Source organism: Nocardia flavorosea NBRC 108225, assembly GCF_001613385.1.
Classification (GTDB): Bacteria; Actinomycetota; Actinomycetes; order Mycobacteriales; family Mycobacteriaceae; genus Nocardia; species Nocardia flavorosea.
In genome coordinates this window covers 98,506-125,148 of record NZ_BDCG01000022.1, presented here as the reverse complement: position 1 = coordinate 125,148, position 26,643 = coordinate 98,506, and the positions used below count along the sequence as shown (strand labels likewise).

The following is a 26,643-nucleotide window of genomic DNA, read 5'->3' as shown; positions in this document are numbered from 1 at the left end:
CGCTCCTGTAGCCCAATCGGCAGAGGCGGCGGTTTCAGGAACCGTTGGTTGGGGGTTCGAATCCCTCCAGGAGTACTACCGGCCGAATCCGGCAACGATACCGGCCGATAATCCGTGTTCCGGCGAGAATGGGAGTGCACAACAGACCGGACAAGGGGTGGTCGTGGCGGACGACGAACGGATATCGAATGCTTATTCGGCGAATGCCGAGTTCTGGATCAGGATCGTGCGCGAAGACCGCGACCCGTTCCGGACCCGGCTCACCGATCCGGCATTACTGGATCTGATCGGTGACTGCTCCGGCCGGGTGATTCTCGATGCCGGTTGCGGTGAAGGCTATTTCGCGCGTGAACTACTGCGCCGAGGTGCCCGGCGGGTACACGGTGTGGACAACTGTCCGGAGTTCGTGACCGCGGCGCGTACGCATCCCGACCACGATCCGGCCGCGGCGACCTACCACCTCGCCGATGTCGCTGAGCTCCCGTTGCTCGACGCTTCCGTGGATCTGGTGGTGGCGAACCGGCTGCCGCACGGTATCGACGAACCCGGTCGGCGGTTCCACGAGTTCGCCCGGGTCCTGAAGCCCTCGGGACGGCTGATTCTGCTCGGAATGCATCCCTGCTTCTACGTGTCCCGCGCCGAACGCTCCGCGCCGGGCGGGCTGCCCCCGGATTCCTACTTCGGCACCCGAACAGTAGAGCAGCGGTTCGAGGTCCAGGGCGAACTCTCCCCCATGCCCTCGGTACAGCAGTTCTACTCCCTGGAAACGTATTTCGACTTCCTCACCACAGCCGGATTCGCGGTGACGACCCTGCGAGAACCGCATCCGAACCGGGAAGAACGCGCTGCCGATCCGTGGTGGAACGAGAACTTCGTCCGGCCGCTGTTTCTTCTGCTCGAATGCCGGCCGTGCCGAACTCCGGGTCGATGCTGATTCGATCGGTCCTGGCGATCCATATATCGATCTCGAGACATCTCGATTGCGAATGATCGATATATGGATCGTTTCGAGTCGCGTAGGGCGGTCGCGCATACCCCGGCAGTGGTCAGTGCGTGCACGCGAAACGGTTCAGAGCACGCCGTGCAGGGGTGGCGGTGTTCCGTGCAGCAGGGTACGGCCGATGTGCTGGTACTTCCAGCGCACCGGATCGTGCAGAGTGTGTGTGCGAGCGTTGCGCCAGAAATGGCTCAGGTTCAGTTCGGTTGCCGTGCTGCGTGTTCCGCTGACTTCGAACAGCGCGGCGGATACTTCGTTGGCGGCGCGGTCGGCGAGGATTTTCGCGGTGGCTACGGCGATCGAGGCGTCCGCCACCCGGTCCGGCGCGCCGATCGCGGCGTCGACCGCTCTCCCGGCGGTGCGCAGTACGGATTCGGCGGCCGCGACGGTGACGGCGAGTTCCCCGAACCGCTGGATCAGCAGCGGGTCGTCTATCGCCCGGTCCACCTGTGCTTCGAACCAGGGCCGGCTCTTCGTCCGGACGAATCCGGTGGCGGCGGTGAGCGCACCCCGGGCGATACCGGTGTCGATGGCGGCGTGCAGCAGTTGCGCGGAAGCGCCGTAGGCGGTGGGGGCGGCTACGGCGGCGCTGCGGGGCACGAGCTGATCGCGTTCCACCGCCACCCCCTCGAACAGCACTGTCCCACTGCCGGTTGTCCGCTGCCCCAACCCCTTCCAGTCGTCGACTATCCGCACACCCGGTGCATCGGCGGGCAGGAACGCCACGTACTGGCCGGGCGGGAGACCGGTGCGGCCGCCGGGATCGTCGAGCCTGGTGAGGACGGCCAGGAGATCCGCGAACAACGATCCCGTGCAGTAGTACTTGGTGCCGTCGATCCGGAAACGCTGCCCGGCCTCGATCGGAGCGACCGTGGTCGCGATATCCGCCACGGTGGCCCCGCCGCGCTCGGATTGCGCGTTGGCGATGCGTGCGCCGTTCAGGACCGCCGTCAGATACCGGTGCTGCTGTTCGGCGGTGCCGGCCAGTTTCAGCAGATTCACGTAGACGAAATGACTGTGCGGGATCTGCGCGATATTCGGGTCGGCGGTCGCGAGCAAACGCACGATTTCGGCGACCTCGCCCGGCGGCAGGTCCGCACCGCCGAGCGCGGCGGGAACGGTCACCGCCAGCACACCGCTCACCGCGAGTTTCGCCACCTCGGCGAACGGGAGCTCGCGTGCCGCGTCGCGCCGCGCCGCGCCGGCCGCGAATTCGGCTGCCAGCTGCACGGCGACCGCACGGCCCTGTTCCGCGGAGGCTATCCGCGCGGCCCCGACGGTGGTCATCGGCTCGCCACCGCGGCGGGATGCCGCGCGGCCTCCAGTTCGCGGACCAGCGGCAGCACCTTCGCCCCGAAGTATTCGATCTCTTCCTGGAAGTGCAGGAACCCGCCCAGGATGAGGTCGACTCCCAGGTCGCGGTAGGCGACGATCCGTTCGGCGATCTGCTCCGGTGTGCCGATCAGCCGGGTGCGGAAGCCGTCGTTGTACTGGACCAGATCCGCGAAACTCGAATCCGCCCACATCCCCTTCTTGTCCTGCGTCGACGCGCCGGCCTGCCGGACGGCGTCCCGGAAACCTTCGACGGCGGGCTTGTTCGCCTTGGCGATGATCTCGCGCAAGGTGTCCTGGGCCTCTTTCTCGGTATCGCGGGCGATGATGAAACCGTTCAGCCCGAACTTCACTTCCCGGTCGTGTGCGCGGGCGACCGCGCGCAGATCGTCGAGCTGTTCGGTGACCCCGGCGAAATCCTTGCCGTTGGAGAAGTACCAGTCGGCGAAGCGACCACCGTTACGGCGGGCCGCGGAGGAATTGCCGCCCTGGAACAGTTCCGGGTTCGGCCGTTCGGGGGTGTTCAGCGGTTTCGGTTTCAGGGTGAAATCGCGGATGCGGTAGAAATCGCCGCCGTAGTTCACCTCGTCCTCGGTCCAGATCTTGCGGATAACGTCGAGGAATTCCGCACTGCGCCGGTACCGTTCGTCGTGTTCGAGCCACGGCTCGCCCAGCGCCTGGAATTCTCCGGCGAACCAGCCCGATACCACATTGATCGCGAAGCGGCCCCCGGACAGATGGTCGGCCGTCGCCCCGAATTTGGCGAGGACCGCCGGATGCCACAGCCCGGGATGTACGGCCGCGATCACTTTCAGCCGTTCGGTGGCACCCAGCAGCGCCAGACTGAACGACGTGGATTCGTGCTGGTATTCGGCACCGTAGGAGGCGGTGTAGCGGACCTGGGACAGCGCGTACTCGAACCCGTTGCGTTCGGCGGTCTGCGCGAGTTTCTTGTTGTATTCGAAATCCCAGCCGGTGCGCTGCTCGATATCGCTGGTCACCAGCCCGCCGCTGACATTGGGTACCCAATAGGCGAACCGGATCTCATCGGTGGTCTTCTCGGTGGACATCGCTGCTCCCGCTGGTGGCCGTGGGCTCTGTTCTGGACGCCGGGGGTGGCACCCCGGCGCGCCCCCAGTGCACCAGCGTGGTGCGGCGGGAACGAGGGTTTGAATCTGCCCGATCACATCCCGGTCGCGCGGCGAACCGCGGCCGGTCGCACCCAGCTTCCTATACCCGGGTTCAGCTGGATCCCTCATTTGCGACCGGCCGCGACCACGAGCCGACCGGGCCTCCGGGTCGCCCGGCAGCGGCAGCGAAGACTGCCCGGCAGTCGACCTACTGCCCAGGAGGATCGACCACGGGGATCCCCGCCCACAAAACAATGGGGGTTCACCCTGGTCTCGTATCCGTCGCTCGTTACTCCGACACGGCCTTCGCGCGGCCCCGGCGAACTTCGTCCGCACGACAGTCGCGACCGCTGTACGCGAATCGCGATCCGCGGCCGGTCACACCCAGTTCCGACTTACCTGAGCCCAGCCGGCTCCCATACTCGCGGCCGACCGCGACAACGTGCCGAACCGTGCTCGATGAGAACCCGGCGCCAGGCTCGGTATCGCCCCGCCATCGGCGGACCAGCGGTGGCGACCGACGCTCCGCCGGGCAACCTCCCCTCGGACGGCCACTACCTGCGGTGATCCGCTGCCGGCCCGCGGGCGATCGGCGATCAGGCGGTGGTCGCGGCCGGACTGTACTGCGACCGGCTGAACCGTCCCGCGGGCTGGAACCGGCCCAGCACGGTGGCCGCATCTTCCCCGGTGACCGCAGCGATGAGTGCGTACGCGTCGTCCACCGAATTCACCGAGCGCGCCGCTTGCGGACGGTGCAGTGTGCTGACGAGCGCGGAGGCGAACCGCGTGTCGGCGGCGGCCGCGGCGAAAAACTGGTTGCCGATCTCGGCGAATTCGGGGTCGCCCAGGAACAGCCGGGTCACTTTCGCGGCGTCTTCGGCGCGGAACTCCAGGAACGCCTCGTACTGTGCGGTGATCCAGGCGTCGTCGAACGGGCCTTCGTGGGCAGCGGCCGCGGTGACCAGGCGTTGGGCCTGGATGAGGCCGCTCTGCGCGCCCTGTCCGGCGATCGGGTCGTAGGCGACGGCGGTGTCCCCGAGTGCGGCGACCGGATACCCGCTCGCGGTGTGCCCCACGCCACGCCGGAACAGCGGCCGCACAGCGCCTTTCAGCCAGGAGTGCGGATCTTCGGCGATGACCTCGGTGGCGAGTACCTCGGGCAGGTCCCAGTCGAGGTAGTCGCGGTAGAGGTCGGTGACGATGCGGTGCGCCGATTCCGCGGAGTCCGCGGCGGCGAACCGCTTCGCCCAATCGCTGCCCGGCCGCGCCCAGCCGAGGAACGCCCAGCTCGGTCCGGCATCCTTGTGCAGGTACGGTCCCCACCAGCCTTCGCCCTGTTCGGCCACGATGGAGAAACCGCTACGGCCACCGCCTGCCGGGCTGCGGTGCGCGAATACCGATTCGTCGTGACCGAGCCCGGTGACGGTGACCGTCAGCAGATGGCGTTGTGGCGCGTCGTAGACGGTGCGGGTCTCGTCGATCTCGAACAAGCCGGAGAGTCCCCCGCGACCCGTTGCGACGAGGGTGAGGTCGTTATCGGCCGCGATGGGGTCGAGCCGCTCCGGTGTGACCGTGTCGACGACGAACCGGCCGCCTCGTTCGAGGAATGTGGTGAGCCGTTCGTCGGCCTTCAACCGGGTATCGACGGCGAGTCCGTGGAAACCGTCGAACGTGCCGTCGAAATCGATGAGTTCCGCGCCACCACCGACAACCCGCACGGTCAGGCCACTGTGCAGCGGTGCGCGATCGAGGTAGGTGGGCAGGCCGAGCGCTTCCTCGGCGGCCTGGGCCTCACCGAAGATCAGCGCTGTTCCGGTGGCGGGTACGGAGTCGCGGAGGGCGCGCTGATCCCGCTCGCTGTAGACGGTGACGACGAAGCCGGCGTCGAGCAGTCCGAGCGCCGCGGTGACACCGGCCTGACCGGCGCCGATCACAGCGGCTTTGCGGGTGGAGGTGTTCGAGGTAGTCATGGCGCAATGGTGGCGATCCGGGCGGCGCGGAGGCAGGGTTACGCTCACCACGAGTCGATGGCAAAGTTCCAGAGCGGTAGCACTTTTCGGTTCAGGTCAGGTGCCGGGCACGCGGGGGCACCCCGGGCGGCGGTCTACCATCGCCGACCATGACCTTCGACCTCGTCCCGCTGACAGGCGACCGCACGGACCATTACCGGCAACTCTGCGAGCAGGCCGCCGCGCTGGTCGCCGGGGAATCCGACCGCACCGCCAACGCCGCCAACCTCGGCGCCCTGCTCTACCACTCGCTCCCCTCGGTGAACTGGGCCGGTTTCTACTTCTTCGACGGTCAGGAGCTCGTGGTCGGGCCGTTCCAGGGGAAACCGGCCTGCGTCCGGATATCCCTCGGCAAGGGCGTCTGCGGCACCGCCGCCCGGACCCGCCGCACCCAAGTGGTGCCCGATGTACACGCGTTCCCAGGCCATATCGCCTGCGACGGCGACACCCGCTCGGAGATCGTGATCCCGCTGGTACACGCCGGAGAGCTGATCGGCGTCCTCGACCTGGACAGCCCGCAACCCACGCGCTTCGACGACACCGACCGCCGCGGCCTGGAATCCCTGGCCGAGATCTTCGTGCACACGCTCACGTCACACTGACCGCGAACCCCGATCACGGCACCGGCACCCGCTCCGCGAAAACCTCCGCCACGCCGCGGTCGGCGGTGTGGATGGCGGCGGTACTCGGCCGCGAACCGGACGGAAACCCGTCGGAGTCCGAGGAATCCCCGGGCACGAATCGGCCGAGTGCGCCACGCCCAACTCCGGCTGCCCGGCAACGACGACCGGCCGCGAGACCAGGCAGACGATATGCGCGCGACCGGCGGCGATCGCGGCCGGGCATAACGATCTGGAGGTGCCCGAACCTGGTGCGGCAGGGCCTACGGCCGAGCGCGCGCACACCGATCAGGTGGCCGACTCCTCGGGCACGCGCCGCGATACTGCGTCGGGTAGCACCGTCGACCCGGGGCCGCCGAGCCGGTACCGGGCACCACGATGCTCGGCGGGCAATCGATCACCCCGGCCGAACAATGCGTTGCGCAGGGTTCCCGGAACGTATTCGGCCGGGTAGGCGCCGCGTTCGGTCAGCACCGGAATCACGTACCGGACAACATCTTCGAACGTCCCCGGGGTGATCGCGTAGGCGAGGTTGAAACCGTCCACATCGGTCTCCGCAGCCCATTCCTGCAACCGGTCCGCCACCGTCTCCCCCGAACCCACGAACACCGGGCCGATCCCGCCGATACCGGCCCAGCGGCCGATATCGCGGACCGTCCATTCGCGGCCGTCGTCGTCGAATTCCTGGAACGCCGCCACCGCCGAACGGATGGCGTTGCTCTGCACCTCGCCGATCGGATCGTCGAGGTCGTAGCGGGACAGGTCGATTCCCATCCAGCCCGACATGAACACCAGCCCGCCCTCCACACTGGCGTAGGACAGGTACTCCTCGTGTTTGGCTCGGGCCGCATCATCGGTGGCGTCTGTGACGAGGGTGGCGAGGGCGTACACGCGGGCCGCGTCCCGATTGCGGCCCGCCGCCTCGAGCGCGTCGCGGATCTTCGCCACCGTCTGCGCCAGCACCCGTTTCGAGGGCGCCGCGACGAAAATCGCCTCCGCGTTCTCGGCCGCGAAACGCACCCCGCGCGGCGAAGCCCCGGCCTGGTAGATCACCGGTGTCCGCTGCGGCGACGGCTCCGACAGGTGCACGCCCGGCACGGTGAAGTGGGTGCCCGTATGCCCGATGTGGTGCACCTTGGCCGGGTCGACATAGATATTGCGGACCGGGTCGCGGACCACCGCGTCCTCGTCCCAGGATCCCTCCCACAGCTTGTAGAGGACCTCCAGGTATTCGGCGGCGTGGTCGTACCGGTCGTCGTGGTCGAGCTGATCGCCGGCGCCTAAATTCCTTGCGGCGGAGGGCAGATACCCGGTGACGACATTCCAGCCGATCCGCCCGCCGGTCAGGTGATCGAGTGTGGACAACCGCCGCGCGAACGGATACGGGTGCTCGAACCCGGTCCCGGTGGTGACCCCGAATCCGAGATGCTCGGTCACCGCCGCCATGGCGGAGACCAGTAGCAGCGGATCCGCCACCGGAATCTGCGCGCCCTGCCGCAATGCCGCGCGGTCGTCACCGCCGTATACGTCGTAGGTGCCGAGTACATCGGCGATGAACAGCCCGTCGAACCGTCCGCGTTCCAGCAGGGCCGCCAGTTCGGTCCAGTAGCTCAGCTCCTTGTATCGGTGCGATCGATCGTCCGGGTGCCGCCACAGGCCTGGGGACTGATGCGCGACGCAGTTCATATCGAAGGCGTTGAACCGGATGCGACGGGTCATCGTGCCGTTCCTTCCGTACGTTCGCCCGCGCTCCACGCGAACGGGAGGCGGGTGCCGTTGAGCAGGTGGTCGCCGATGGCGCGGGCTTTCTGGATGGCCGGGTTGTGCACCGAGACGGTGCGGGCGTTGCGCCAGTGCCGGTCCAGGCGCAACCCCTCCGCGACGATGGAGGCGCCGCCCACCTCGAACAGGTGGGTGGTGGCCGCCAGCACGGTATCGATCACGCCGAGCTGCGCGTGGGCCGCGGCCAGTTCGGCCTCGATCAGCTCGCTTTCCTCGCGGGCACCGCCGGCGAGTACCGCGTCGAGGACGTCGGCGACCGCCAGCACACTGGCGCGGGCGCTGAACGCGGCGGCCGACAGCCGGCCGATCACCTGCTGCACCAGCGGATCGTGGCGGGGCAGGTCCGCGGCGGAATGGGTGTAACCACGGCGGCGGCCGGCAACCCATTCGCGGGTGTCCTGTTCGGCCCGCTGCGCGATCCCGGCCAGCACCGCGAGCTGCACGAGCTGCAGGTAGGCCGTCGAATAGGTGGGTCCGGCGACACCGTACCCCGGCCCCAGCACCCGGTCGGCCGGGACCGCGACATCGGTGAACTCGGTGGTGCCGCTGGCCGTGAGCCGCTGCCCGAATCCGTCCCAGTCGTCGCGCTGCCGCACACCCTCTGCGGTGGCGTCGACGAGTACCGCGACCCGCTCCCCTTCGCGGTCGGCGGCCACGAGAATATGGTCGGCATACAGCGAACCGGTGCTGTAGTACTTGGTGCCGTTGAGCAGCCAGCCCGCCTCTGCGGGGGTCAGCCTGGTCCGGTAGCGGTCCACCGCGCCGGCGCCGGATTCGGTGATCGCGTTCCCCACCAGCGCGCCCTGTGCCACCGCCCGTAACCACTGCTCGCGCGCGGGGCCGGGCTCGGCCAGTAGCTGATCCTCGACGAACGCGAAATGCACCCGCAATGCCTGCGGGAGATTGGAGTCGGCGGCGGCGAGTTCGATCAGCTGCCGGAACAGTTGCCGGACGCTCACGCCGAACCCGCCGGAGTCGACCGGCACCCGCAGGGCGCCGAACCGAGCCGCGCGTAACCGGCGCACCTCGTCGTGGGCGAGCCGGCGATCGGTCTCGCGGGCGACCGCGCCCGCCGCGATATCGGCGTAGATCGGCGCGAACACGGCGTCCAGGTCGGCATCGGATGCGGCTTGCGCTGCGGTGGAGGTCATGGGCTCACGATCATCGACAACAGGCAACCGCTCACCGGTTTCGCGCAGCGGGATCGAAACCCGCCCGGCTAAAAATCCGGCCGATCCGAACCGGCGACAGCCCGCCGCCGACCGGCCAGGATCGACGGTCGGCCCGCTCTTCCTGCCGGTGCCCCGGCCGATGCCCGCCCGTCAGGGAGAGATCGACCGCGTATCCGACCGCCCGACCCTCGAAGGACTGCCGAATGAGCCTGTCGTTCCACTGGTTTCTGCCCACCTACGGAGATTCGCGCGGGCTGGTCGCCGGGGGTCACGGCACGGCCATGTCCGGCGACCGGCCCGCCTCGCTGCGCTACCTGAACCAGGTCGCGGGCGCGGCCGAGGAGAACGGGTTCGAGGCGGTACTCACCCCCACCGGCGCCTGGTGCGAGGATGCCTGGCTGGCTACCGCCATGCTCGTGGAGACCACGGACACTCTGAAATACCTGGTCGCGTTCCGGCCCGGCCTGGTGAGCCCCACCCTCGCCGCCCAGATGGCCGGCACGTTCCAGCGGCATTCCCGCGGCCGGCTACTGCTCAACGTGGTGACCGGCGGCGAACCGCACGAACAGCGGGCCTTCGGCGATTTCCTGGACAAGGAACAGCGCTACGAACGCACCGGGGAATTCCTGCACATCGTGCGCGAACTGTGGGAGTCGCGCGAACCGTTCAGCTTCGAAGGTAAACATCTGCAAGTGCAGAACGCGCTGCTGAACAATCACCCCGATCCGGTTCCGCCGGTGTTCTTCGGCGGTTCCTCGGGTCCGGCGGGCCCGGTGGCCGCCCAGTATGCCGACACCTACCTGACCTGGGGTGAACCGCTGATCGCGGTCGGACAGAAACTGGACTGGATCCGCGGCCTGGCCGCCGAACGCGGCCGCGAACTCGATTACGGTATCCGCCTCCACGTGATCACCCGCGACACCTCCGAAGCGGCCTGGGCCGAAGCCGACCGCCTGCTTCAGGGAATCGACCCCGCCGATATCGAAAGCGTCCAGAACAACTTGGCGCGCAGCGAATCCGAGGGGCAGCGCCGCATGCTCGAACTCCACGGCGGCAGCACCGACCGGCTGGAGATCGCCCCGAATCTGTGGGCAGGCGTCGGCCTGGTCCGCGGCGGGGCGGGCACCGCACTCGTCGGCTCCCACGAGGAAGTGGCCGAACGGCTCATCGAATACTCCCGGCTCGGGATCACACATTTCATCCTGTCCGGGTATCCGCACGTCGAAGAGGCGTACTGGTTCGGTGAGGGGGTGCTGCCGATCCTGGAGAAGCGCGGCCTGTGGCGCCGGTCGGCAGACCGCGCCACCGGACCCGTCGGCACCCCGTTCGCCAGCGCCTCCACCAGCTGAAACGCCCTGCCGCCCCACCCGCCGGACGTAGCTCACCGTTTTCGCCGGAAACGGGCTACGTTGGGCGGGTGGGTGAGGCGATATCGCTCGGTGAGGTCCAAGAGACCCTGTTGATTCCGCTGTACGGCCGCGCGCAAGATGCCGGGCGGCCCGACAGTATTCTCCGTGACACCAGGGCCATCGAACTGGTCGCCGCGATCGACTACGACTTCGCGAAGTTCCGCGGTCCGTCTCTGGCGGGCTCGGTGTTACGCGCGTCGATCTTCGACGGCTATCTCCGCAGTTATCTGGCCCAACACCCCGAAGCCACCGTCGTCGACCTCGGCTGCGGCCTGTCCACCCGCTTCGACCGCCTCGACAACGGCCGCCTGCACTGGTTCGACCTCGACCTGCCCGACACCATCGCCCTACGCCGCACATTCTTCGCCGACAGCGACCGGTACACGATGATCGAGGGCTCGATCCTCGACGACGACTGGTTCGAACAGGTCCGCGAACCCGGCGGCCCGGTATTCCTGCTGAGCGAAGCGGTGCTGCTGTATTTCCCCGCCGAAACCGTGCACGCCACCCTCGCGCAGCTCGCGAAGGGGTTCCCGGGCAGTCGGCTGGTACTGGACACCGGCGGCAAAGCGATGATGGGAACCCAGGATCGCAACCCGGTCTTCAAGCAGGTGTCCGCACGCATGAAATGGGTCTGCGACGACCCCGCCGCGCTGGAACCGCACGGCGTACGCCTACTCGAATCCCGGACCTTCGCCACACCCCAACCGGCCGTCGCCTACACCTGGCCGCTGCGCTACCGCCTGGGCATGAAGATCATGCGGGCTGTTTTCCCCCCGCCGGTCACCACCTACAAGCTGAATCTCTTCGAGACCACCGGCTCCTCCGCGGAAACCGGGCCGACGAATTCCCTCGGACCGGCGAACTCCGAGTAGCTCACTGTCGAACTCTGCGCGCTGCGGGACCGATGCACTCGACGGTAGCGAAAATTCAATCCACGCAGCTCTTTTCAGGAGCTATTGTGGATCATGGAGCGATTCGACTGGGTAGTCGGCGCCGTTGTCGCGCTCGGCATTGTCGTGGTCTTCACTGTTATCTGGTGGGAGGACTGGAGAGAGCGCAAGCGCCGTAGCCGGGGTCGAAACTCCGGCCCTTGGCGTGCCGGGGGGCGGGGCGGCAGTCAGTCCGGAGGCGGCGGTTGCGGCGGAGGCGGGGTCAGCTCCGGAGAAGGAGACGAGTCCGGTGCGGGCGGAATGTGCGGTGGCGGAGGCTGCAGTGGCGGGGGTGGCTGCGGCGGAGGTGGCTGCGGTGGTGGTGGGGGTGGCGGCGGTGGTGGTGGTTGAACCCACAGGCCCGTTCGACGACCTCGCTGCCGGACCATGGCGGCATCCGGACCGATACCGCGCGCCGGGTGCGTCTGCCCGGTTCAGTCCCGATAAATCGTGACGTAGGCGTTCGTCGCGGTCCCGATACTCATCGGGCCCAGGCACGAGGCCGTGCCGTGACCGGACGGCCCGAAGGAACCACTCCACGAACCCTGGTACGGGCCGATGGCCATGAGCGGAAAGGCGTTGGGCACGCCGTGCAGGCCGAAGCACTCGACGATCAGGGCGTACTCCCGGCCCGCGGGACCGGTGTCGTGGCAAGTCGCCGACGCGCCGAGGAGGTCTCGCGTGACAGTGCAGTCCTGCGGTGCGGCGTGGGCGGTCCCGGCGCCGAGCACAGTGGCGAAACCCGAAACCGCGACCGCGGCAACGAGGATTCGTGCGGCGACCATTGTCGTCCTTCTCATATGAATCCCATCTCCCGCGTTGCTTCGCTGTCGCTTGACCATCGATTTTCCACCGTGGGACGTTACGAACCGGGACGCCACACGGCGTAATGGCCGGAGATGTACCGACCCGGCTGCACCGAATCCGTACGGCATTCTGGAGTGATGCCCGAGGCGCAGCAACCACATCTGGATCGCCGGCGAGCCGAATCGTTCGGCTCGGTGGCGGAGAGCTACGACCGCTTCCGCCCACGCTATCCCCGTGCACTGATCACCGGACTCGTCGTGCGGGAGCGACTACGCGTGCTGGATGTGGGCGCGGGGACCGGCATCGCCTCGGCCCAATTGAGGGCCGCCGGTGCGGATGTCCTCGCGGTGGAGCCGGACCCGCGGATGGCGGAAATCGCCGCCGGAAAAGGGCTCCCGGTCGAGCAGGCGAAATTCGAGGACTGGGAGCCCCGGAGCCGGACGTTCGACCTGGTCGTGTTCGCCCAATCCTTTCATTGGGTTGATCCGCGGGAGGCATTGCGGAAGGTCGCCACAGTGCTGAGCCCGGGCGGCCGGTTGGCCTTGTTGTCGAATCGGTTCTCCCCCACCGCGCCGCCCCGCCAGGACCTCGACGACATCTACGCCGACTTCGATATGCCCCACGGACCGCCCATCGACGCCACCCGCAGAACCGAACTGTTCGCGCTCCTCGACGAATGCGGATACTCCCTCGAGGAGCGCGCGGAGGTCGAGGACCTGCACTACACAACCGGCGACTGGCTCGGCATGGTCTTCACCTACTCGAACCATCTCGGCCTCGAGCCGGAATCTCGCGCGCTGTTGCGTTCTCGTCTCGAAACGCGTATCGGGACCGCCGGAGTCACCGCCCGGAACGACGCACTGGCAATCGTCTGCGCACCCACAGATAACCAGGGCCGGTAGCCGCTTCCGGGGTCCTTCGCACAGGCGTCGCGCCGACCGTGGCGCGGTGCGCGGCCACGGTCCGCGGTAGACCTGTACGCGACTCTAGGGCTCGGTGGTCCGAATTCTGCCGACTCCGACAGTGCGAGCGGCCAATTCGCGGTCCGGCGATCAGCCGGTCCCGGTCGGTACCGACGGCGCGTGCGGACTTCGCCACATGAGGAAGGCCCGGTTGTTCACTCATTCGCGGCACTGACGCCGGATTTCCTCCGCAATGCGCGCTTGATGCGGTTCAGGCACGAATCCCAGCGCCCCATCGGCGTGGCGCGTAGGAGTCCGGCCCGATCCAACACCGCCAGATGCACCCCGAAGGCCCACCATCGCCCCACCGTTTACCCTCGGACCGTGACCACCTCGCCGCAGAACGGCCGGACCGCACCCCGCGCCGCCGTCGCCGACGCGCTTCGGGAGGACATCCTCGCCGGGCGACTGTCCCCGGGTGATCGCCTGCGCGAAGTCGACCTCGCCGACCGCTTCGGGGTCTCCCGGATTCCGGTTCGCGAGGCACTGTCGCAATTGCAGAGCGAAGGGTTCGTCACCCTGGTGCGCTACCGCGGGGCGACCGTATCCGCGCCGTCGGGGACGGCGGCGCGCGAGCTGGTGCAGATCCGGCGCGGACTCGAGGCGCTGGCGGCGCAGTTGGCCGCCCGGAATCGCGGTGGCGCGGTGGCAGCCGAACTGGCTCGCGTGGTGGAACTGGGCCGCTCGGCGAATCTCGGGCACGCACACGACGAGCTACCGGCGCTCACCCTGCGCTTCCACTCCCTCGTCGCAGAGGCCTCCGGCAATCAGCAGTTGCAGGCGATGCTCGAACAGATCCTCGGGCGCGTGGCATGGATCTTCGGGCAGCGGCAGGACACCCGCACGGGTGTGTCGTGGAGCGATCACGCCGCGATCGCGCAGGCCATTCTCAACGGATCCCCCGTGCAGGCGGGCTACCTCATGGACGAGCACATCGCCCGCGACGAAGACCTACTGGTGGATCTGGAAACCGAGCACGCCGGGGAGTGAACCCGGCCCCGCGGAGCCCGTCAGCACGATTTCCGCATCGGCCGGTTTCACCGGACGCCGAATGAACAGGGCCACCCACGGCTGAGACGGCCGAAAATATGCGCGACGGAGCGGACTCGGCCGGTCACTCGCGACCGTCGCGTAATCGGCACGCAACACAGCCGCACATCCCGGGGATCGTCACGCCGATCCGAGCAGCGACCGCCGCGATCAGAACCACACCACCAACGCTTGTATACAAACAATTACTCGCATCTACCCCCTCTTGCATAGTTCACGGCAATGGAACGTCTCGCAACACCACGGAAACGTTGTTTGTATACAAATTCAGGTGTTGCTTGTTTCTTCTGCCCGAGGCCAGGTCCTATGTCCACCGACGCCGCCCCGACCCAGTCGCCGCCGCTGAAATCCCCTCCTCCGCTCCCCTTCTGGCGCACAGCGCTTTTCGGTGTCCAGCATGTGCTCGTCATGTACACCGGCTGCGTCGCGGTGCCGCTCGTCTTCGGCGCCGCGCTCGGCCTGGACACCTCCACCATCGCGACCCTGGTGAACGCCGACCTGCTGGTCGCCGGTGTCATCACCCTCGTGCAGGCCCTCGGCATCGGGAAACTGCTGGGGGCGCGGATGCCGGTGGTAGCGGGTGCTTCGTTCACCGCGGTGACACCAATGATCCTCATCGGCGAGGAGTACGGCCTGTCCGCCGTGTACGGCGCGATGATCGCGGCCGGGATCTTCGGGGTGCTGGTCGCGGTGCCGTTCGCCAAGCTGGTGCGGTTCTTCCCGCCGATGGTGCGCGGGGCGGCGGTCACCATGATCGGGCTGTCGCTGATCGGCAAGGCCGTCTCCATGACCTTCGGCGGCGAACCGGCCGGGGGCGCGCCGCTGGCCCTGGCGGCCGGTGTGGTGCTGACGATCATCGCCCTGATGAAGTACGGTCGCGGGCTCATCGCGCAGTCGGCGGTCCTGATCGCGCTGGTACTGGGCACCCTTGCCGCCGCCGCGCTCTCGCTCACCGATTTCAGCGCCGTGGGCAGTGCCGGCTGGTTCGGCCTGCCGAACCCGTTCCTTTTCGGCACCCCGGCCTTCCCCATCGCCGGAATCATCTCGATGTGCCTGGTGATGCTGGTGATCTTCACCGAATCCACCGCCTACCTGATGGCCACCGCCGACAACCTCGGCCGGCCGCTGGACCAGAAACAGCTGGCGCGCGGGTTGAGCGCGGACGGTGTCTCGGCGGTTCTGGCCGGATTCCTGACCTCGTTCCCCGACACGATCTTCGCGCAGAACGTGAGCCTGGTGCGGATGACCGGGGTCGCGAGCCGGGGCGCGGTCGCGGTGGCCGGCGGTCTACTGGTGGCGCTGGGCCTGGTGCCGAAGATGGGCGAGGTGGTGGCCAGCCTGCCGGGGCCGGTGATCGGTTCGGTGAGCCTGGTCATGTTCGCCACGGTCGCGGGCGTCGGGATCGCCACGCTCGCGCGGGTCGACTACTCCCGTAACGACAATCTGCTCGTGGTCTCGCTGGCGATGGGAATCGGGATGATCCCGGTGGTCGCGCCCGAGGTGTACGAGGGGTTGCCGGCTTCGGTGCGGATTATCGCCGGGGGTGCGATCACCAGCACGGTCATCGTCGCGTTCGTCCTGAATCTGCTGTTCAACCACCTGTTCCGGAACTCCGAGGAGACCGCCGTATGACCGGTATCGCCCTGCTCACCGTGCCCACCGCCGACCCCGGCGATACCCGGCCTTTCGATATCTTGACCGAAACCGGTTATCGCACAGACGATCTGGTGTCGGTGATCGGCAAAACCGAGGGCAACGGCTGCGTCAACGATTTCAGTCGCGGCCTCGCCGCCGCGATCTGGGAGCCGCGGATTCCGGACGCCGCGGTCACCGTGTTCTCCGGCGGTACCGAGGGTGTGCTCAGCCCGCATGTGAATCTGTTCGTCCGCGACGAGCAGCGATATCCCGGTTTCGATCGTGGCCTGGTCGCGGCGGCCCGGCGTAGCCGCCCGCTCGACCCGGCGGAAATCGGCCGGGCCGCCCAGGTCGACACCGTTGCCGGTACGGTCGGGAAACTGCTGGCCGAACTCGGCGTCACCGCCGGCGACGTGCATCTGGTACTGGTGAAATGCCCACTGCTCACCTCGGACAGCATTGCCGCGCTGTACGCCGCTGGGCAAACGCCGGTCGCGACCGATACCTACGCGTCGATGGGCTGCTCCCGGGCGGCGAGTTCGCTGGGTATCGCGGTCGCCCTGGGTGAATGCGACCGTGAGACCGCGCTCGACGCCCTCGCCGGAGAGGCCGGAGTATGGTCGGCCCGCGCCTCGGCCAGCGCCGGCGCCGAACTCGACGACTGCCACATCCTGGTGATCGCCGAGAGTCCCACCGCGGCGAATCCGTTGCGCGCGGTGCACGGTCATATGGCCGATGCCATCGACCTCGCCGCGGTGCAGCAACTACTGGACCGGGTCGCGGCCGAGGGCGGCACGGTGCGCCAGATCTTCGCCAAGGCCGAAGCCGACCCCGCCGGCTCCGTGCGCGGCCTGCGCCACACGATGCTCACCGATTCCGATATCAACGCCACCCGGCACGCCCGTGCGGCGGTCGGTGGCGTGCTGGCCGCGTTGAAAGGTGACGGCGCCGTGTATGTATCCGGCGGTGCCGAACATCAGGGCCCGCCGGGCGGCGGCGGCATCACCGTGATCTACGAACTCCCCACTCCCGATCGGAACGATGCCCGATGAGCACCACAACCATTACCGGTGATGAAACCAACTGGGAGATAGCGGAATACGAAGATAGCCCCGTACCCGCCGAGCGCCGCCGCGGACTCGGCTCGGTATCCGCCGTCTGGTTCGGCTTCCCGATGGTGCTGACCTGCGCCATCTTCGGTGGACTGATCGTGTACTCGCTCGGCTTCTGGCTCGGCCTGCTCGCCATCGCCGTCGGCAATATCTGCATGATGCTGTATGTCGGCGCGCTCAGCGTGATCGCCGGACGCAGCGGGAAGAACTTCGCACTCACTGCCGCGGAAAGCTTCGGCAAGGCCGGCGCTTTCCTGCCGTCGGCTTTCCTGGCGACCATCGTCATCGGCTGGTTCGCCTTCCAGACCGGGATGGCGGGGGCGATCCTGCACGACACCCTCGGCTGGCACGAACAGCTCACCGCACTCGCCGCAGGTATCGCGTTCATCGGGGTCACGCTGCTGGGGATCCGGGCGCTCTCGGCAATCGGCCTGGTCGCGGCCCCGGTCTACGTGATACTCGGGCTGGTCGCGATCGGTCTGGCCGTCGCCGACGGCGGCGGTTCACCCACCTCCTATCAGGGCAGCGCGGGCGCGGCGGCCATGAGCTTCGGTGCCGCGGTGACCCTGGTGATCGCCTCGTTCATCGACTCCGGCACCATGACCGCCGATTTCACCCGGTGGTCTCGTAACGGCCGGGAGGCCTTCCTCGCCGCCGCATCGGCGTTCCCGGTCGGCAATTCGATCGCGCTGGTGATCGGCGGCCTGGTGGTTGCGCTCGGCGGCAGCGCCGATCCGGCCGCAGACGGCGGGAACTTCCTCGGCCTGCTGGTCGACCACGGTGGCCTGCTGGTTCCGCTGGCGGTGGCGTTCGTTTTCATCAACCTGGGCTCGGTATGCGCGCACTGCCTCTACAACGGCGCCGTGGGCTGGAGCCAGCTCTCCGGTGGCACGATGCGGCGGCTCACCCTGATCCTCGGTGCGGTCGGTGTGGTGCTCGCGGTGGCCGGTATCTGGTCGTATTTCGAGCAGTGGCTCAACCTGCTGGGGGTTATCGTGCCGCCGATCGGCGCGGTCGTCATCCTCGACCAGCTGATACTGCCCCGGTTCGGCCTCGGCGCCGCGAACCGCGAAACCCGCTGGTACTGGCCGGCCTTCATCTCGTGGGCCGGTGGGGCCGTCGCCGCCCTGATCACCCACGAGTTCGCTCCCTGGCTGTCCGATGCGGTCATCGGTTTCCTGGCCGCCGCCCTCATCCTCACCCTCTGCGCGACCCGTACCGCGCGAAGCACCAAGGAGATCCCAGCATGACCATCACCACCGTGGACGCGACCCCCTACACCTGGCCCTTCGACGGCCCGATCACCCCGGCGCGCACCGCGCTGCTGCTGATCGACTGGCAGACCGATTTCTGCGGCCCCGGCGGCTATGTCGACCAGATGGGCTACGACCTGGCGCTCACCCGAGCGGGTCTGGAACCCACCGCACGCGTTCTCGGGGCCGCCCGCGAACTCGGCCTCACCGTCATCCACACCCGGGAAGGTCACCGGCCCGACCTGTCCGATCTGCCCGCGAACAAGCGCTGGCGTTCCGCGCAGGTCGGCGCCGAAATCGGCAGTGCCGGCCCGTGCGGGCGCATCCTGGTGCGTGGCGAACCGGGCTGGGAGATCGTGCCCGAGGTCGCGCCGATCCCCGGCGAACCTGTTGTCGACAAACCAGGTAAGGGTGCTTTCTACGCCACCGACCTCGACCTGCTGCTGCGTGGCGCCGGTATCACCCACATCATCCTCACCGGTATCACCACCGATGTCTGCGTGCACACCACCATGCGTGAGGCGAATGACCGCGGTTACGAATGCCTGGTGCTTTCCGATTGCACCGGCGCCACCGAGCGCAAGCATCACGAGGCCGCGTTGAGCATGGTCACCATGCAGGGCGGGATCTTCGGCGCGGTCGCGACCTCCGGCCAGCTGCTCGCCGCGCTCGGCAAGCAGACGGTCACCACATGAAGGTCGCGCTGATCCACGGTGTGGCCACCGACAGCCGGGTGTGGGCGGGGACGATCACCGCGCTCGGCTCTTCCGTGGAAGTCCACTGCCCCGACCGGCCGCAATCCGGGGATATGGACACCGAAATCGCCGCACTCGCGCCGCTGTGCGAGGGGGCGTTCGTGATCGGGGTCAGTGGCGGAGCCACCCTGGGGTTGGAGCTGGCTGCCCGCGGCGTCGAGTTCACCGGTGCGCTACTGCACGAACCGGCCGCCGGTTCACTGGCGCCCGGATTACTCGACGAGGTCACGGCGGCGTTCCAGCGTGATGGGGTGGCCGGTTTCGGCCGCGCGCTCTACGGGCCGGCCTGGACACCGGAACTCACTACCGCTGCCCCCGAAACGGTCGCCGGCGAACTGGCGATGTTCCGCGCCTTCGAACCCCGGCCCGTCGGCACACTGGCGGACCGGATCACATTGACCGTGGGCCAGAGGTCGTCGCCGGCACGGCACCGATCGGTCCGTGCCGTGGCCGCCACCCTCGGAACCCGATGGCGTGTGGTGCCGGGCGTGAGCCACGCAGTCCAGATGCAGGCCCCACACCATCTGGTCCGAGAACTCGAGGCCGCCGCCGGCTGCTTGCAGAGCATCGGCAGGTCGATCAGCGACACCTCGCCGGCGGCCGCCGCGATGCCGAGTTCGTCGTCGGAACCGGCACCACTGCAACACCACTCGTGAGCACAGTCGAACATATCCGCGGGTTACGCATGCCGGCTCCACAATTCATCGGGGTGCACTTCATAAAGTGCACCCGATATATGTTCAGAGTTGCACAAAGGCTGCGGCGGCGGAGACGACAGCGATCGCTGAGGCCCCATACACACGGGCTCCGCTGAATTCGTACGGCATTCCGGAGTCATGCCCGTGGCGCAACCACATCCGGACCGCCGGAGAGCCGAGCCGTTCGGTTCGGTGGCGGAGCGTTGAGGGTTGCCCGGCGCCGACTGCACCGGATCAGATGATCAGGTTGTCGTGGTCTTTCCAGTACGACTCCCGCAGGCGCCGCTTGTAGAGTTTGCCGCTCGGGTCGCGGGGCAGTTCGTCGGTGAAGTCGATCGAGCGGGGGCATTTGTAGGCCGCCAGCTCGGTGCGGCAGAAGGCGATAAGGTCGGTGGCCAGGGCGTCGCCGGCGGCGGCCGGGTCGACCGGTTGAACCACCGCCTTCACCGCCTCCCCCCTCTCTTCGTCGGGAACGCCGATCACCGCAACGTCCGCGACCGCGGGATGGACTGCGAGGATGTTCTCGGCTTCCTGGGGATAGATGTTGACGCCGCCGGAGATGATCATGTGGGCTTGCCGGTCGGTGAGGTAGAGGTAGCCGTCGGCATCCAGATATCCCATATCGCCGAGAGTGCGCCAGCCGTTCGGGTGGGCGGCCGCGGCGGTTTTCGCGGGATCGTGGTGGTATTCGAACGGGCGGCCGCCGTCGAAGTACACGACCCCCACCTCTCCCGGCGGGAGTTCCGTGCCGTCGTCGCCGACGATATGGCATTCCTGGGCCGGGCGGCCCACCGACCCCGGATGGTCCAGCCATTCCCGGGCAGTGATGAAAGTGTTGCCGATATCCTCGGTGCCCGAGTAGTACTCGGAGATGATCGGCCCCCACCAGTCGAGCATCTGTTGTTTGACCCCGACCGGGCAAGGTGCGGCGGAATGAACGACATCCACCAGGCTGGAAGTGTCGTAGCGGTTCCGTTCGGCGGGCGGCAGCCGCAGCATGCGCACGAACATGGTCGGCACCATCTGGGTGTGGGTGATGCGGTGGCGCTCGATCAGCTCCAGGCACCGGCGGGCATCGAACCGTTCCATGACGACGACGGTGGCGCCGAGCCGGTGCCACGACATCGAGAACACGAGTGGAGCACCGTGGTACAGCGGTGCCGGCGACAAGTACACCGCGTCCTGCGTTGCTCCGCTCACCAGCAGTCCACGGGCAATCTGGACCGGCGCGGCGGACGGATCGCCCAGCGGGGTGGCCGGGAGCGGTTTACGAATTCCCTTCGGACGCCCGGTCGTGCCCGAGGAGTAGAGCATTTCGCGGCCTTCGCACTCGACGGCGCCGAGCGGATCCGCCGATTCGGCGGCCAGCACCTCGTCGTATCGTTCGAAACCTGCTATATCTCCTATCCCCACGATCCGCACCGGGATCCGCGACAGATCCAGATCCGCGACCACGTCCCCCACGAACTCGTCGCAGATCAGCGCGGTAGCGCCGCAGTCGTCCAGGATGTACTGAACCTCACCGGCGGTGAGGTGCCAGTTGACCGCCGTGTAGTAGAGACCGGAGCGCTGTGCTGCCCAGGCGGTTTCGAGATACGGGCGGTTGTTCGTCATCAGGATCGCGATATGGTCACCTGCCTTCAGCCCGCGAGCACGCAGAGCTCGGGCAACTCGAATCGACCGCTGTTCCAGTTCCCGATAGGTGACGACCTCGCCGCTCGACACCATGATGATCGCCGGCCGCTCCGGTGCGCGTTCCGCATGCCACCCAGGGGCCATCTCCGCCGTCGGCCCGCCGGTCTCCGCTGAATGCTGCTGGTTCGTCATACGCCTGTCCTCACCCCGGCGATTCCGCCTCAGTGTGGTTGTACTCCACGGCAGGGGTTCGGCGCGGCAATTCGGCAACGTTCGCTATCGACCGGCCAGCACGGCCGCTGCGTAGACCAGATCGGCACCGGCGCCTGTGATGGGGCGACCGCACACAGTAGTCCGCGTCTGTCCATCAGGGTTTCGGGACCACGGGCAAGGCGATCGCTCAGAGTGCCGTCGGGCCCGTTGCCGACGATCTGCTCCGCGACCTGAACCTTCACCGAATCGGTTTACCGGCGGGGGTCATCGGTGGCCTGTCGGGGATGGTTCCGGCGATGCGCAGCATGGCCGGGTTCACCGGTTCGGGGTCGGCGATGTAGTCGACCTGCGTTTTCGACAGGTTCAGGTGAACAACATGGCGACGCCCGCACCGGCACCGAAGACGATCACCACGGCGCGGAATACGCCGGGGCGTAAACGGTCGGCGATTTTCGCGCCGAGCATCCCACCGGCGAGGCACGCCGGGGCCAGGACGGCTACGGACCACCATTCGACAGGTCCGAAAAGCGCCACCGCCACGGTCGCCGTGGTCGAGACAATCAGGGCCAGGAGGCTTTTGAGACCGTTGAGCATGTTGACGGAAGCATCGATACCGAGCGCGAGGGCCGTGAGCAACACGATGCCCATACCGCCGTTGAAGTAGGCGCCGTAGACGCCGCCCAGGAAAACCCCCACGAGCATGGTGAACCGGGAATCAGCGCCCTTCTCGGCGAGCCGCCGGGATATCACCGGCTGGGCCGCGAACAGGGCGGTGGCCGCCAGCACCAGATAGGGAACCAGCGCGGCGAAGACCTCGGGCGGCGCGGCAAGCAATGCGATCACACCGCCGACGGCGCCCGCGATGCCGGTGACGATCAGTCGCGGGAGCAGGCTGCGATGCTCGGTGAGCCGGGAACGCAGGGCGGCCGCGCCACCCAGATATCCGGGCCACACCGCGACGGCATTGGTCACCGTCGCGGTGACTGGCGGCAGACCGGCGGCCAGCAGCGCGGGAAACGACAGCAGGCTGCCACCACCGGCGACGGCATTGCAGACGCCGGCACCGAATCCGGCCACCAGTAGCAGAACCACGTACGCGGGGTCCATCACTTCCCTCCAATCCGAGCGTGACCGAATCGTATACGAAAAGTCGATCGACTGCCCGTCGGGCCCCATCGGGCCGACGGGCTGCGACACCGCGACCACATCGCGAGGAGCCCACCTCCGAGCACCGGCAGGTGATTCTCTGCACTCCGCTGCCGCCGCAGAACGTGGCGCTGAGCAGGCAATTCCGGCCGCCGCTGCGCACCCGGTAACCGGACCTGGCCGCGCCGTTCCGACCTGCCGAGCGGATGAGCACAACACCCCCACCGGCGCCTCGGGCGCACACCTGGTATCCAGTGGGGAGTACCGGGCACCGGATCGTATCCGACCAAGCCCCCGACCCGAGCCGAGGACGATGTGGCCAGCAGGAACCCGCGAATGACCAAACAGCAGGTGTGCCGTGCCATTCGCGACGACATCATCAACGGTGTCTTCGCCCCGGGCCAGCGGCTGACCGAGGATACGATCGCCGAGGGTTACGGGGTCTCCCGCGTACCGGTGCGGGAGGCGCTGCGCACGCTGGAAGCCGAGGGCTTCGCCTATTCGCGCCCCTACGCGGGAACCTTCGTCGCCGAACTGACCGAGGACGAAGCAGCCGATCTGCTGGAGATCCGCGCCCGCCTGGAACCGCTGTGCGCGAGCCGGGCCGCACACCGGCGCACCCCGGAGCAACTCGGCCGCCTGAAAGAGCTCACGGCACTCGGACAGGACGCCGTACGTACCGGCCGCCTCGACGAGCTGACCAGGCTCAACAGTCGTTTCCACGAGGTTCTGGCCGAAGCCTCGGGCAGCCCCCTGCTGGCTCAGCTGATCACCCAGCTCGGCTGGAAAATCGCATGGGTCTACGCGGTGGAACTACCGCGCCGCGCCGGTGATTCCTGGGAGGAGCACGAACGGATCTGCGCCGCCGTGGAAGCCGAGGACGCGGAGCTCGCCCAGCGCCTGGTCACCGAACATATCGGCCGCGCGACCGTCGCGTACCGGCTGCGCGACCGCCGGGCCGCCGCAGCGGGATCGGGTTCGTAACGCCCGCGAAGCGTTCCGGTACCCCTCTGGAAATATGCGGGTCGTATACAACCGGGGCGTAATATTCGCCGCCCGGGAGGTACCGTTGCCGCACCCCGCCGCCCCGGTGAACCGCACATCCGGGCAGGCCTCCACAGGTTCGACCGGCCGGAGATCGTCGTGCTCGCGATCCCCGGATTCGACGGGGTGGTCCCTTTGCGCGGCCGGCCCCGGCACCAGCACTTTCCCGGACATTCCGTAGCGTTCACCGCAGAATCCGCCGAAAAGGAGGTCGAGCGTGACGGAGATCGAGGGCGGGCGAACCGTACGTATCGGCGACCGGGATATCTACTACACCGAATCCGGCTCCGGGCCCACCGTGTTACTGCTGCACGGCGGAGGCCCGGGTGCCTCCGGTACGGCCGCGTACGCACGCAATATCGACGCACTGGCCCGGCGGTTCCGTGTGCTGGTACCGGATATGCCCGGGTACGGGCGGTCGAGCAAGCAGATCGACCGGTCCGACCCGTTCGGCGACCTTGCGGCCTCCATGGCCGGATTGCTGAACGCCCTCGAGGTGCGCAGCGCACATGTGGTCGGCAATTCTTACGGTGGGGCGGCGGCGCTGCGGATGGCGATGGAGTCGCCCCGCAAGGTCGAGCGGCTCGTACTGGCGGCTCCCGGCGGTATCGGCACCACCCGGGCGCTGCCGACCGCGGGTTTGCGGGCACTGCTCGCCTACTACGGCGGCAATGGCCCCAGCCGCGAGAAGCTCGCGACATTCATGCGCGAATACCTCGTGCACGACCCGGGTGCCATCACCGACGTGATGATCGACAACCGCTATCGCGCGAGCCTGGACCCGGAGGTCATCGCGAATCCGCCGCTACGCCGGCCCTCGGGCCGGTCCGCCCCACGCACGCTCATGCGGATGGACCTCACCCGCGATCCCCGGCTGCGCCGGATCACGCAACCGACCTTGGTGATCTGGGGTGCGGAGGATCGGGTGAATCGCCCCGGCGGGGCACATATGCTCGCCCGCCGCATTCCGAACTGCGATGTGTACCTACCGGCCGCCACCGGCCATTGGGTCCAAGGGGAACGGCCCGAGTTCTTCAACAGGCTGGTCACCGCCTTCCTCGCCGAACGGCCGTAACCGGCGTCCGCCCGGGCCGCCGGTTACGGCGCGGCCATACCGATCTCGTATCTCCCGCGCCGGTCCGGTAGGAAAGCCGGACCGCACCGATCAGTTTCGGCGTACTGACCGAATCGCGGTTCACTTTCCGCTAGTGTCGCGCTGGTCGGGCGAATGCCCGGCGGGACCGGTGCCGCGATATGACCCCGGCCCCGATATCGGCTCGGCGGTCGGTCCACCGATCGCAACGTTTCCGCAGAGGAGCAGCATGTATCCCGGCGCGCATGTCGATCGTTTCCCTGACAAACCGGCCGTAATCCTCGCCGGGACCGGTGAGACGCTGACCTATCGGGAGCTGGAGGACAATTCCGTCCGCCTCGCCCGGCACCTCCACGAGGCGGGTCTGCGCACGGGCGACCACGTCGCGCTGCTGTCCGGGAACGATCCCAAGGTGTACGAAGTCTATTGGGCAGCGTTGCGATCCGGGCTTTACATCACCGCCGTGAACCGGCATCTGTCGCCGAGCGAGATCAGCTATATCGTCGCCGACTGCGGGGCACGGGCGCTGATCACGTCGGCCGGTCTGCGCGAGGCCGCCGAGAAGATCGTCGAGGAGACCCCGGGAGTGGAGATCCGGCTGGCCTTCGGCGGCGAGGTCGAGGGGCACGGATCCTATGAGGAAGCGCTGGCCGCCGCTTCCCCGGAGCCTTTGGCCGATCAGCCACGCGGCGCCGATATGCTCTACTCCTCCGGGACCACCGGGCGGCCGAAGGGCATCAAACATCCGCTGCCGGACCGACAGGTCGGCGATCCGCCCGGTGATACCTACACCGCCGTTTTCGGCCCGCTCTACGGATTCGATACCGAGACGGTCTACCTGTCGCCCGCCCCGCTGTACCACGCGGCACCGCTGCGGTTCGGAGGCGTGGTACATGCCCTCGGCGGGACGCTGGTGGTGCTGGAACGTTTCGACGCCGAGGAGGCCCTGGCGGCCATCGAGCGCTACCGCGTCACCCACAGTCAGTGGGTCCCGACCATGTTCGTCCGGATGCTGAAACTCGACGAGGCCGTCCGCGCCCGCTACGACGTCTCGAGCCTGCGGGTGGCCGTCCATGCCGCCGCGCCGTGCCCGGTCGAGGTCAAACAGAAGATGATCGATTGGTGGGGGCCGGTGCTGTACGAGTACTACGCGTCCACCGAGGGGAACGGCGCCACCTTCATCGACAGTGAACAGTGGTTGCGGAAACCGGGGTCGGTGGGACCGGCCGGGCTGGGCGCGGTGCGGATCTGCGGTGACGACGGCGCGGAACTTCCCGCCGGCGAGATCGGCACGATCTATTTCGAACGCGAGGAAGTCCCGTTCACCTACCACAACGATTCGGCGAAAACCGAGCAGGCGATCCACCCGCAGCATCCGACCTGGACCACCACCGGCGATATCGGCTACATCGACGAGGACGGTTTCCTGTTCCTCACCGACCGTAAGGCGTTCATGATCATCTCCGGCGGTGTGAACATCTATCCGCAGGAGATCGAGGATGCCCTCGCCCTGCATCCGAAGGTTCTCGATGTCGCCGTGATCGGCGTCCCGGACGAAGAGATGGGCGAATCGGTGAAGGCCGTTGTCCAGCCCGCCCCCGGCGCCGAACCCGGCCCCGGATTCGCCGCGGAACTCCGCGACTACCTGCGCGCCCGTATCGCGGGATACAAGGTCCCGCGCACGGTCGATTTCGCCGACGAACTCCCCCGAACCCCCACCGGCAAACTGGTCAAAGGCAAACTCCGCGCCCAGTACCTGTGACCCGGCCGTCGGGGTAGGTCTCCGGTAACCGCACCCGGTCACGTCGGTCACCTGGCTCCTGGTGCTCGTAAGGTGAAGCGATTGCGCCGGCGGGG

Annotated in this window: 23 protein-coding genes and 1 tRNA gene; 16 read left to right on the top strand and 8 right to left on the bottom strand. The window is 67.8% G+C overall.

Features of this window, described 5'->3' with window-relative positions:
• Position 1 precedes the first annotated feature (1 nt).
• Together NFL01S_RS28720 and NFL01S_RS28715 are read left to right on the top strand one after the other, a co-directional pair.
• Positions 2–75: transfer RNA gene (locus tag NFL01S_RS28720), tRNA-Leu, on the top strand.
• Between the two features lie 88 nt (positions 76–163).
• Positions 164–934, top strand: coding sequence for a class I SAM-dependent methyltransferase (locus NFL01S_RS28715; protein ID WP_168433923.1), 771 nt, complete (start codon positions 164–166; stop codon positions 932–934).
• Between the two features lie 135 nt (positions 935–1,069).
• Here the strand turns inward: NFL01S_RS28715 and NFL01S_RS28710 are convergent, their stop codons facing one another.
• The 3 genes from NFL01S_RS28710 to NFL01S_RS28700 form a co-directional block, all read right to left on the bottom strand.
• Positions 1,070–2,284 carry an SfnB family sulfur acquisition oxidoreductase gene (locus NFL01S_RS28710; RefSeq protein WP_062979438.1) on the bottom strand — a complete coding sequence of 405 codons (1,215 nt, stop codon included), beginning with the start codon at positions 2,282–2,284 and terminating at the stop codon, positions 1,070–1,072.
• A complete protein-coding gene (sfnG, locus tag NFL01S_RS28705) occupies positions 2,281–3,399 on the bottom strand; it encodes a dimethylsulfone monooxygenase SfnG (protein ID WP_062979437.1) in 1,119 nt (372 codons plus the stop codon). Before sfnG ends, NFL01S_RS28710 begins: the two co-directional genes overlap by 4 nt.
• 656 nt (positions 3,400–4,055) lie before the next feature.
• Positions 4,056–5,429 (bottom strand): styrene monooxygenase/indole monooxygenase family protein, encoded by a 1,374-nt coding sequence (locus tag NFL01S_RS28700; protein WP_062979436.1) that lies wholly within the window; start codon positions 5,427–5,429, stop codon positions 4,056–4,058.
• Between the two features lie 149 nt (positions 5,430–5,578).
• Between NFL01S_RS28700 and msrC the strand changes: the two genes are divergently transcribed.
• Complete coding sequence (gene msrC, locus NFL01S_RS28695; protein ID WP_062979435.1) at positions 5,579–6,070, top strand: free L-methionine (R)-S-oxide reductase MsrC; 492 nt, start codon at positions 5,579–5,581, stop codon at positions 6,068–6,070.
• 306 nt (positions 6,071–6,376) lie between these two features.
• On the opposite strand, the gene NFL01S_RS28690 is transcribed toward msrC, so the two are convergent.
• On the bottom strand, positions 6,377–7,807 hold the full coding sequence (locus tag NFL01S_RS28690; protein WP_062979434.1) for an LLM class flavin-dependent oxidoreductase: 1,431 nt from the start codon (positions 7,805–7,807) through the stop codon (positions 6,377–6,379).
• Positions 7,804–9,021: an acyl-CoA dehydrogenase family protein gene (locus NFL01S_RS28685; protein WP_062979433.1), complete on the bottom strand. Its 1,218-nt coding sequence runs from the start codon at positions 9,019–9,021 to the stop codon at positions 7,804–7,806. Before NFL01S_RS28685 ends, NFL01S_RS28690 begins: the two co-directional genes overlap by 4 nt.
• Positions 9,022–9,245: 224 nt before the next feature.
• Here NFL01S_RS28685 and NFL01S_RS28680 point away from each other — a divergent pair, with 224 nt between their 5' ends.
• The 3 genes from NFL01S_RS28680 to NFL01S_RS35795 all read left to right on the top strand — a co-directional run bounded on the left by NFL01S_RS28680 (position 9,246) and on the right by NFL01S_RS35795 (position 11,837).
• The gene (locus NFL01S_RS28680) at positions 9,246–10,391 is read left to right on the top strand and encodes an LLM class flavin-dependent oxidoreductase (RefSeq protein WP_062979432.1); all 1,146 of its coding nucleotides are present in this window, start codon (positions 9,246–9,248) and stop codon (positions 10,389–10,391) included.
• 68 nt (positions 10,392–10,459) lie between these two features.
• Positions 10,460–11,326 (top strand): class I SAM-dependent methyltransferase, encoded by an 867-nt coding sequence (locus NFL01S_RS28675; RefSeq protein WP_062979431.1) that lies wholly within the window; start codon positions 10,460–10,462, stop codon positions 11,324–11,326.
• Positions 11,327–11,651: 325 nt separating this feature from the next.
• Entirely contained in the window at positions 11,652–11,837 is a 186-nt protein-coding gene (locus NFL01S_RS35795) for a hypothetical protein (protein ID WP_157117044.1), read from the top strand.
• Here the strand turns inward: NFL01S_RS35795 and NFL01S_RS28665 are convergent.
• Positions 11,818–12,168 (bottom strand): hypothetical protein, encoded by a 351-nt coding sequence (locus tag NFL01S_RS28665; protein WP_210744920.1) that lies wholly within the window; start codon positions 12,166–12,168, stop codon positions 11,818–11,820. The two genes, NFL01S_RS35795 and NFL01S_RS28665, sit on opposite strands and share 20 nt — an antisense overlap.
• A gap of 159 nt (positions 12,169–12,327) precedes the next feature.
• Here NFL01S_RS28665 and NFL01S_RS28660 point away from each other — a divergent pair, with 159 nt between their 5' ends.
• From NFL01S_RS28660 to NFL01S_RS34010, 7 genes are all read left to right on the top strand, one after another.
• Positions 12,328–13,092: a class I SAM-dependent methyltransferase gene (locus NFL01S_RS28660; protein WP_062979429.1), complete on the top strand. Its 765-nt coding sequence runs from the start codon at positions 12,328–12,330 to the stop codon at positions 13,090–13,092.
• 384 nt (positions 13,093–13,476) lie between these two features.
• Entirely contained in the window at positions 13,477–14,142 is a 666-nt protein-coding gene (locus NFL01S_RS28655; RefSeq protein WP_062979428.1) for a GntR family transcriptional regulator, read from the top strand.
• A 366-nt stretch (positions 14,143–14,508) separates the two neighbouring features.
• Positions 14,509–15,834 (top strand): nucleobase:cation symporter-2 family protein, encoded by a 1,326-nt coding sequence (locus NFL01S_RS28650; RefSeq protein ID WP_062979427.1) that lies wholly within the window; start codon positions 14,509–14,511, stop codon positions 15,832–15,834.
• Positions 15,831–16,889: a cyanuric acid amidohydrolase gene (atzD, locus tag NFL01S_RS28645; RefSeq protein ID WP_062979426.1), complete on the top strand. Its 1,059-nt coding sequence runs from the start codon at positions 15,831–15,833 to the stop codon at positions 16,887–16,889. Before NFL01S_RS28650 ends, atzD begins: the two co-directional genes overlap by 4 nt.
• The gene (locus NFL01S_RS28640) at positions 16,886–18,199 is read left to right on the top strand and encodes a cytosine permease (protein WP_084493332.1); all 1,314 of its coding nucleotides are present in this window, start codon (positions 16,886–16,888) and stop codon (positions 18,197–18,199) included. The genes atzD and NFL01S_RS28640 overlap by 4 nt, the downstream gene beginning before the upstream one ends.
• Positions 18,196–18,897 carry a biuret amidohydrolase gene (biuH, locus tag NFL01S_RS28635; protein ID WP_062979425.1) on the top strand — a complete coding sequence of 234 codons (702 nt, stop codon included), beginning with the start codon at positions 18,196–18,198 and terminating at the stop codon, positions 18,895–18,897. Before NFL01S_RS28640 ends, biuH begins: the two co-directional genes overlap by 4 nt.
• Positions 18,894–19,613 carry an alpha/beta fold hydrolase gene (locus NFL01S_RS34010; protein ID WP_063916077.1) on the top strand — a complete coding sequence of 240 codons (720 nt, stop codon included), beginning with the start codon at positions 18,894–18,896 and terminating at the stop codon, positions 19,611–19,613. Before biuH ends, NFL01S_RS34010 begins: the two co-directional genes overlap by 4 nt.
• A 276-nt stretch (positions 19,614–19,889) precedes the next feature.
• Here the strand turns inward: NFL01S_RS34010 and NFL01S_RS28625 are convergent, their stop codons facing one another.
• Both NFL01S_RS28625 and NFL01S_RS28620 read right to left on the bottom strand, forming a co-directional pair.
• Positions 19,890–21,434, bottom strand: a complete 1,545-nt coding sequence (locus NFL01S_RS28625; protein ID WP_062979544.1) for an acyl-CoA synthetase — start codon at positions 21,432–21,434, stop codon at positions 19,890–19,892.
• Positions 21,435–21,866: 432 nt separating this feature from the next.
• The gene (locus NFL01S_RS28620; RefSeq protein ID WP_062979424.1) at positions 21,867–22,610 is read right to left on the bottom strand and encodes a sulfite exporter TauE/SafE family protein; all 744 of its coding nucleotides are present in this window, start codon (positions 22,608–22,610) and stop codon (positions 21,867–21,869) included.
• A gap of 375 nt (positions 22,611–22,985) precedes the next feature.
• On the opposite strand from NFL01S_RS28620, the gene NFL01S_RS28615 reads away from it, so the two are divergent.
• From NFL01S_RS28615 to NFL01S_RS28605, 3 genes are all read left to right on the top strand, one after another.
• On the top strand, positions 22,986–23,633 hold the full coding sequence (locus tag NFL01S_RS28615; RefSeq protein WP_062979423.1) for a GntR family transcriptional regulator: 648 nt from the start codon (positions 22,986–22,988) through the stop codon (positions 23,631–23,633).
• Between the two features lie 277 nt (positions 23,634–23,910).
• Complete coding sequence (locus tag NFL01S_RS28610; RefSeq protein WP_062979422.1) at positions 23,911–24,768, top strand: alpha/beta fold hydrolase; 858 nt, start codon at positions 23,911–23,913, stop codon at positions 24,766–24,768.
• A 247-nt stretch (positions 24,769–25,015) separates the two neighbouring features.
• Positions 25,016–26,548 carry an acyl-CoA synthetase gene (locus NFL01S_RS28605; RefSeq protein WP_062979421.1) on the top strand — a complete coding sequence of 511 codons (1,533 nt, stop codon included), beginning with the start codon at positions 25,016–25,018 and terminating at the stop codon, positions 26,546–26,548.
• Positions 26,549–26,643 lie beyond the last annotated feature (95 nt).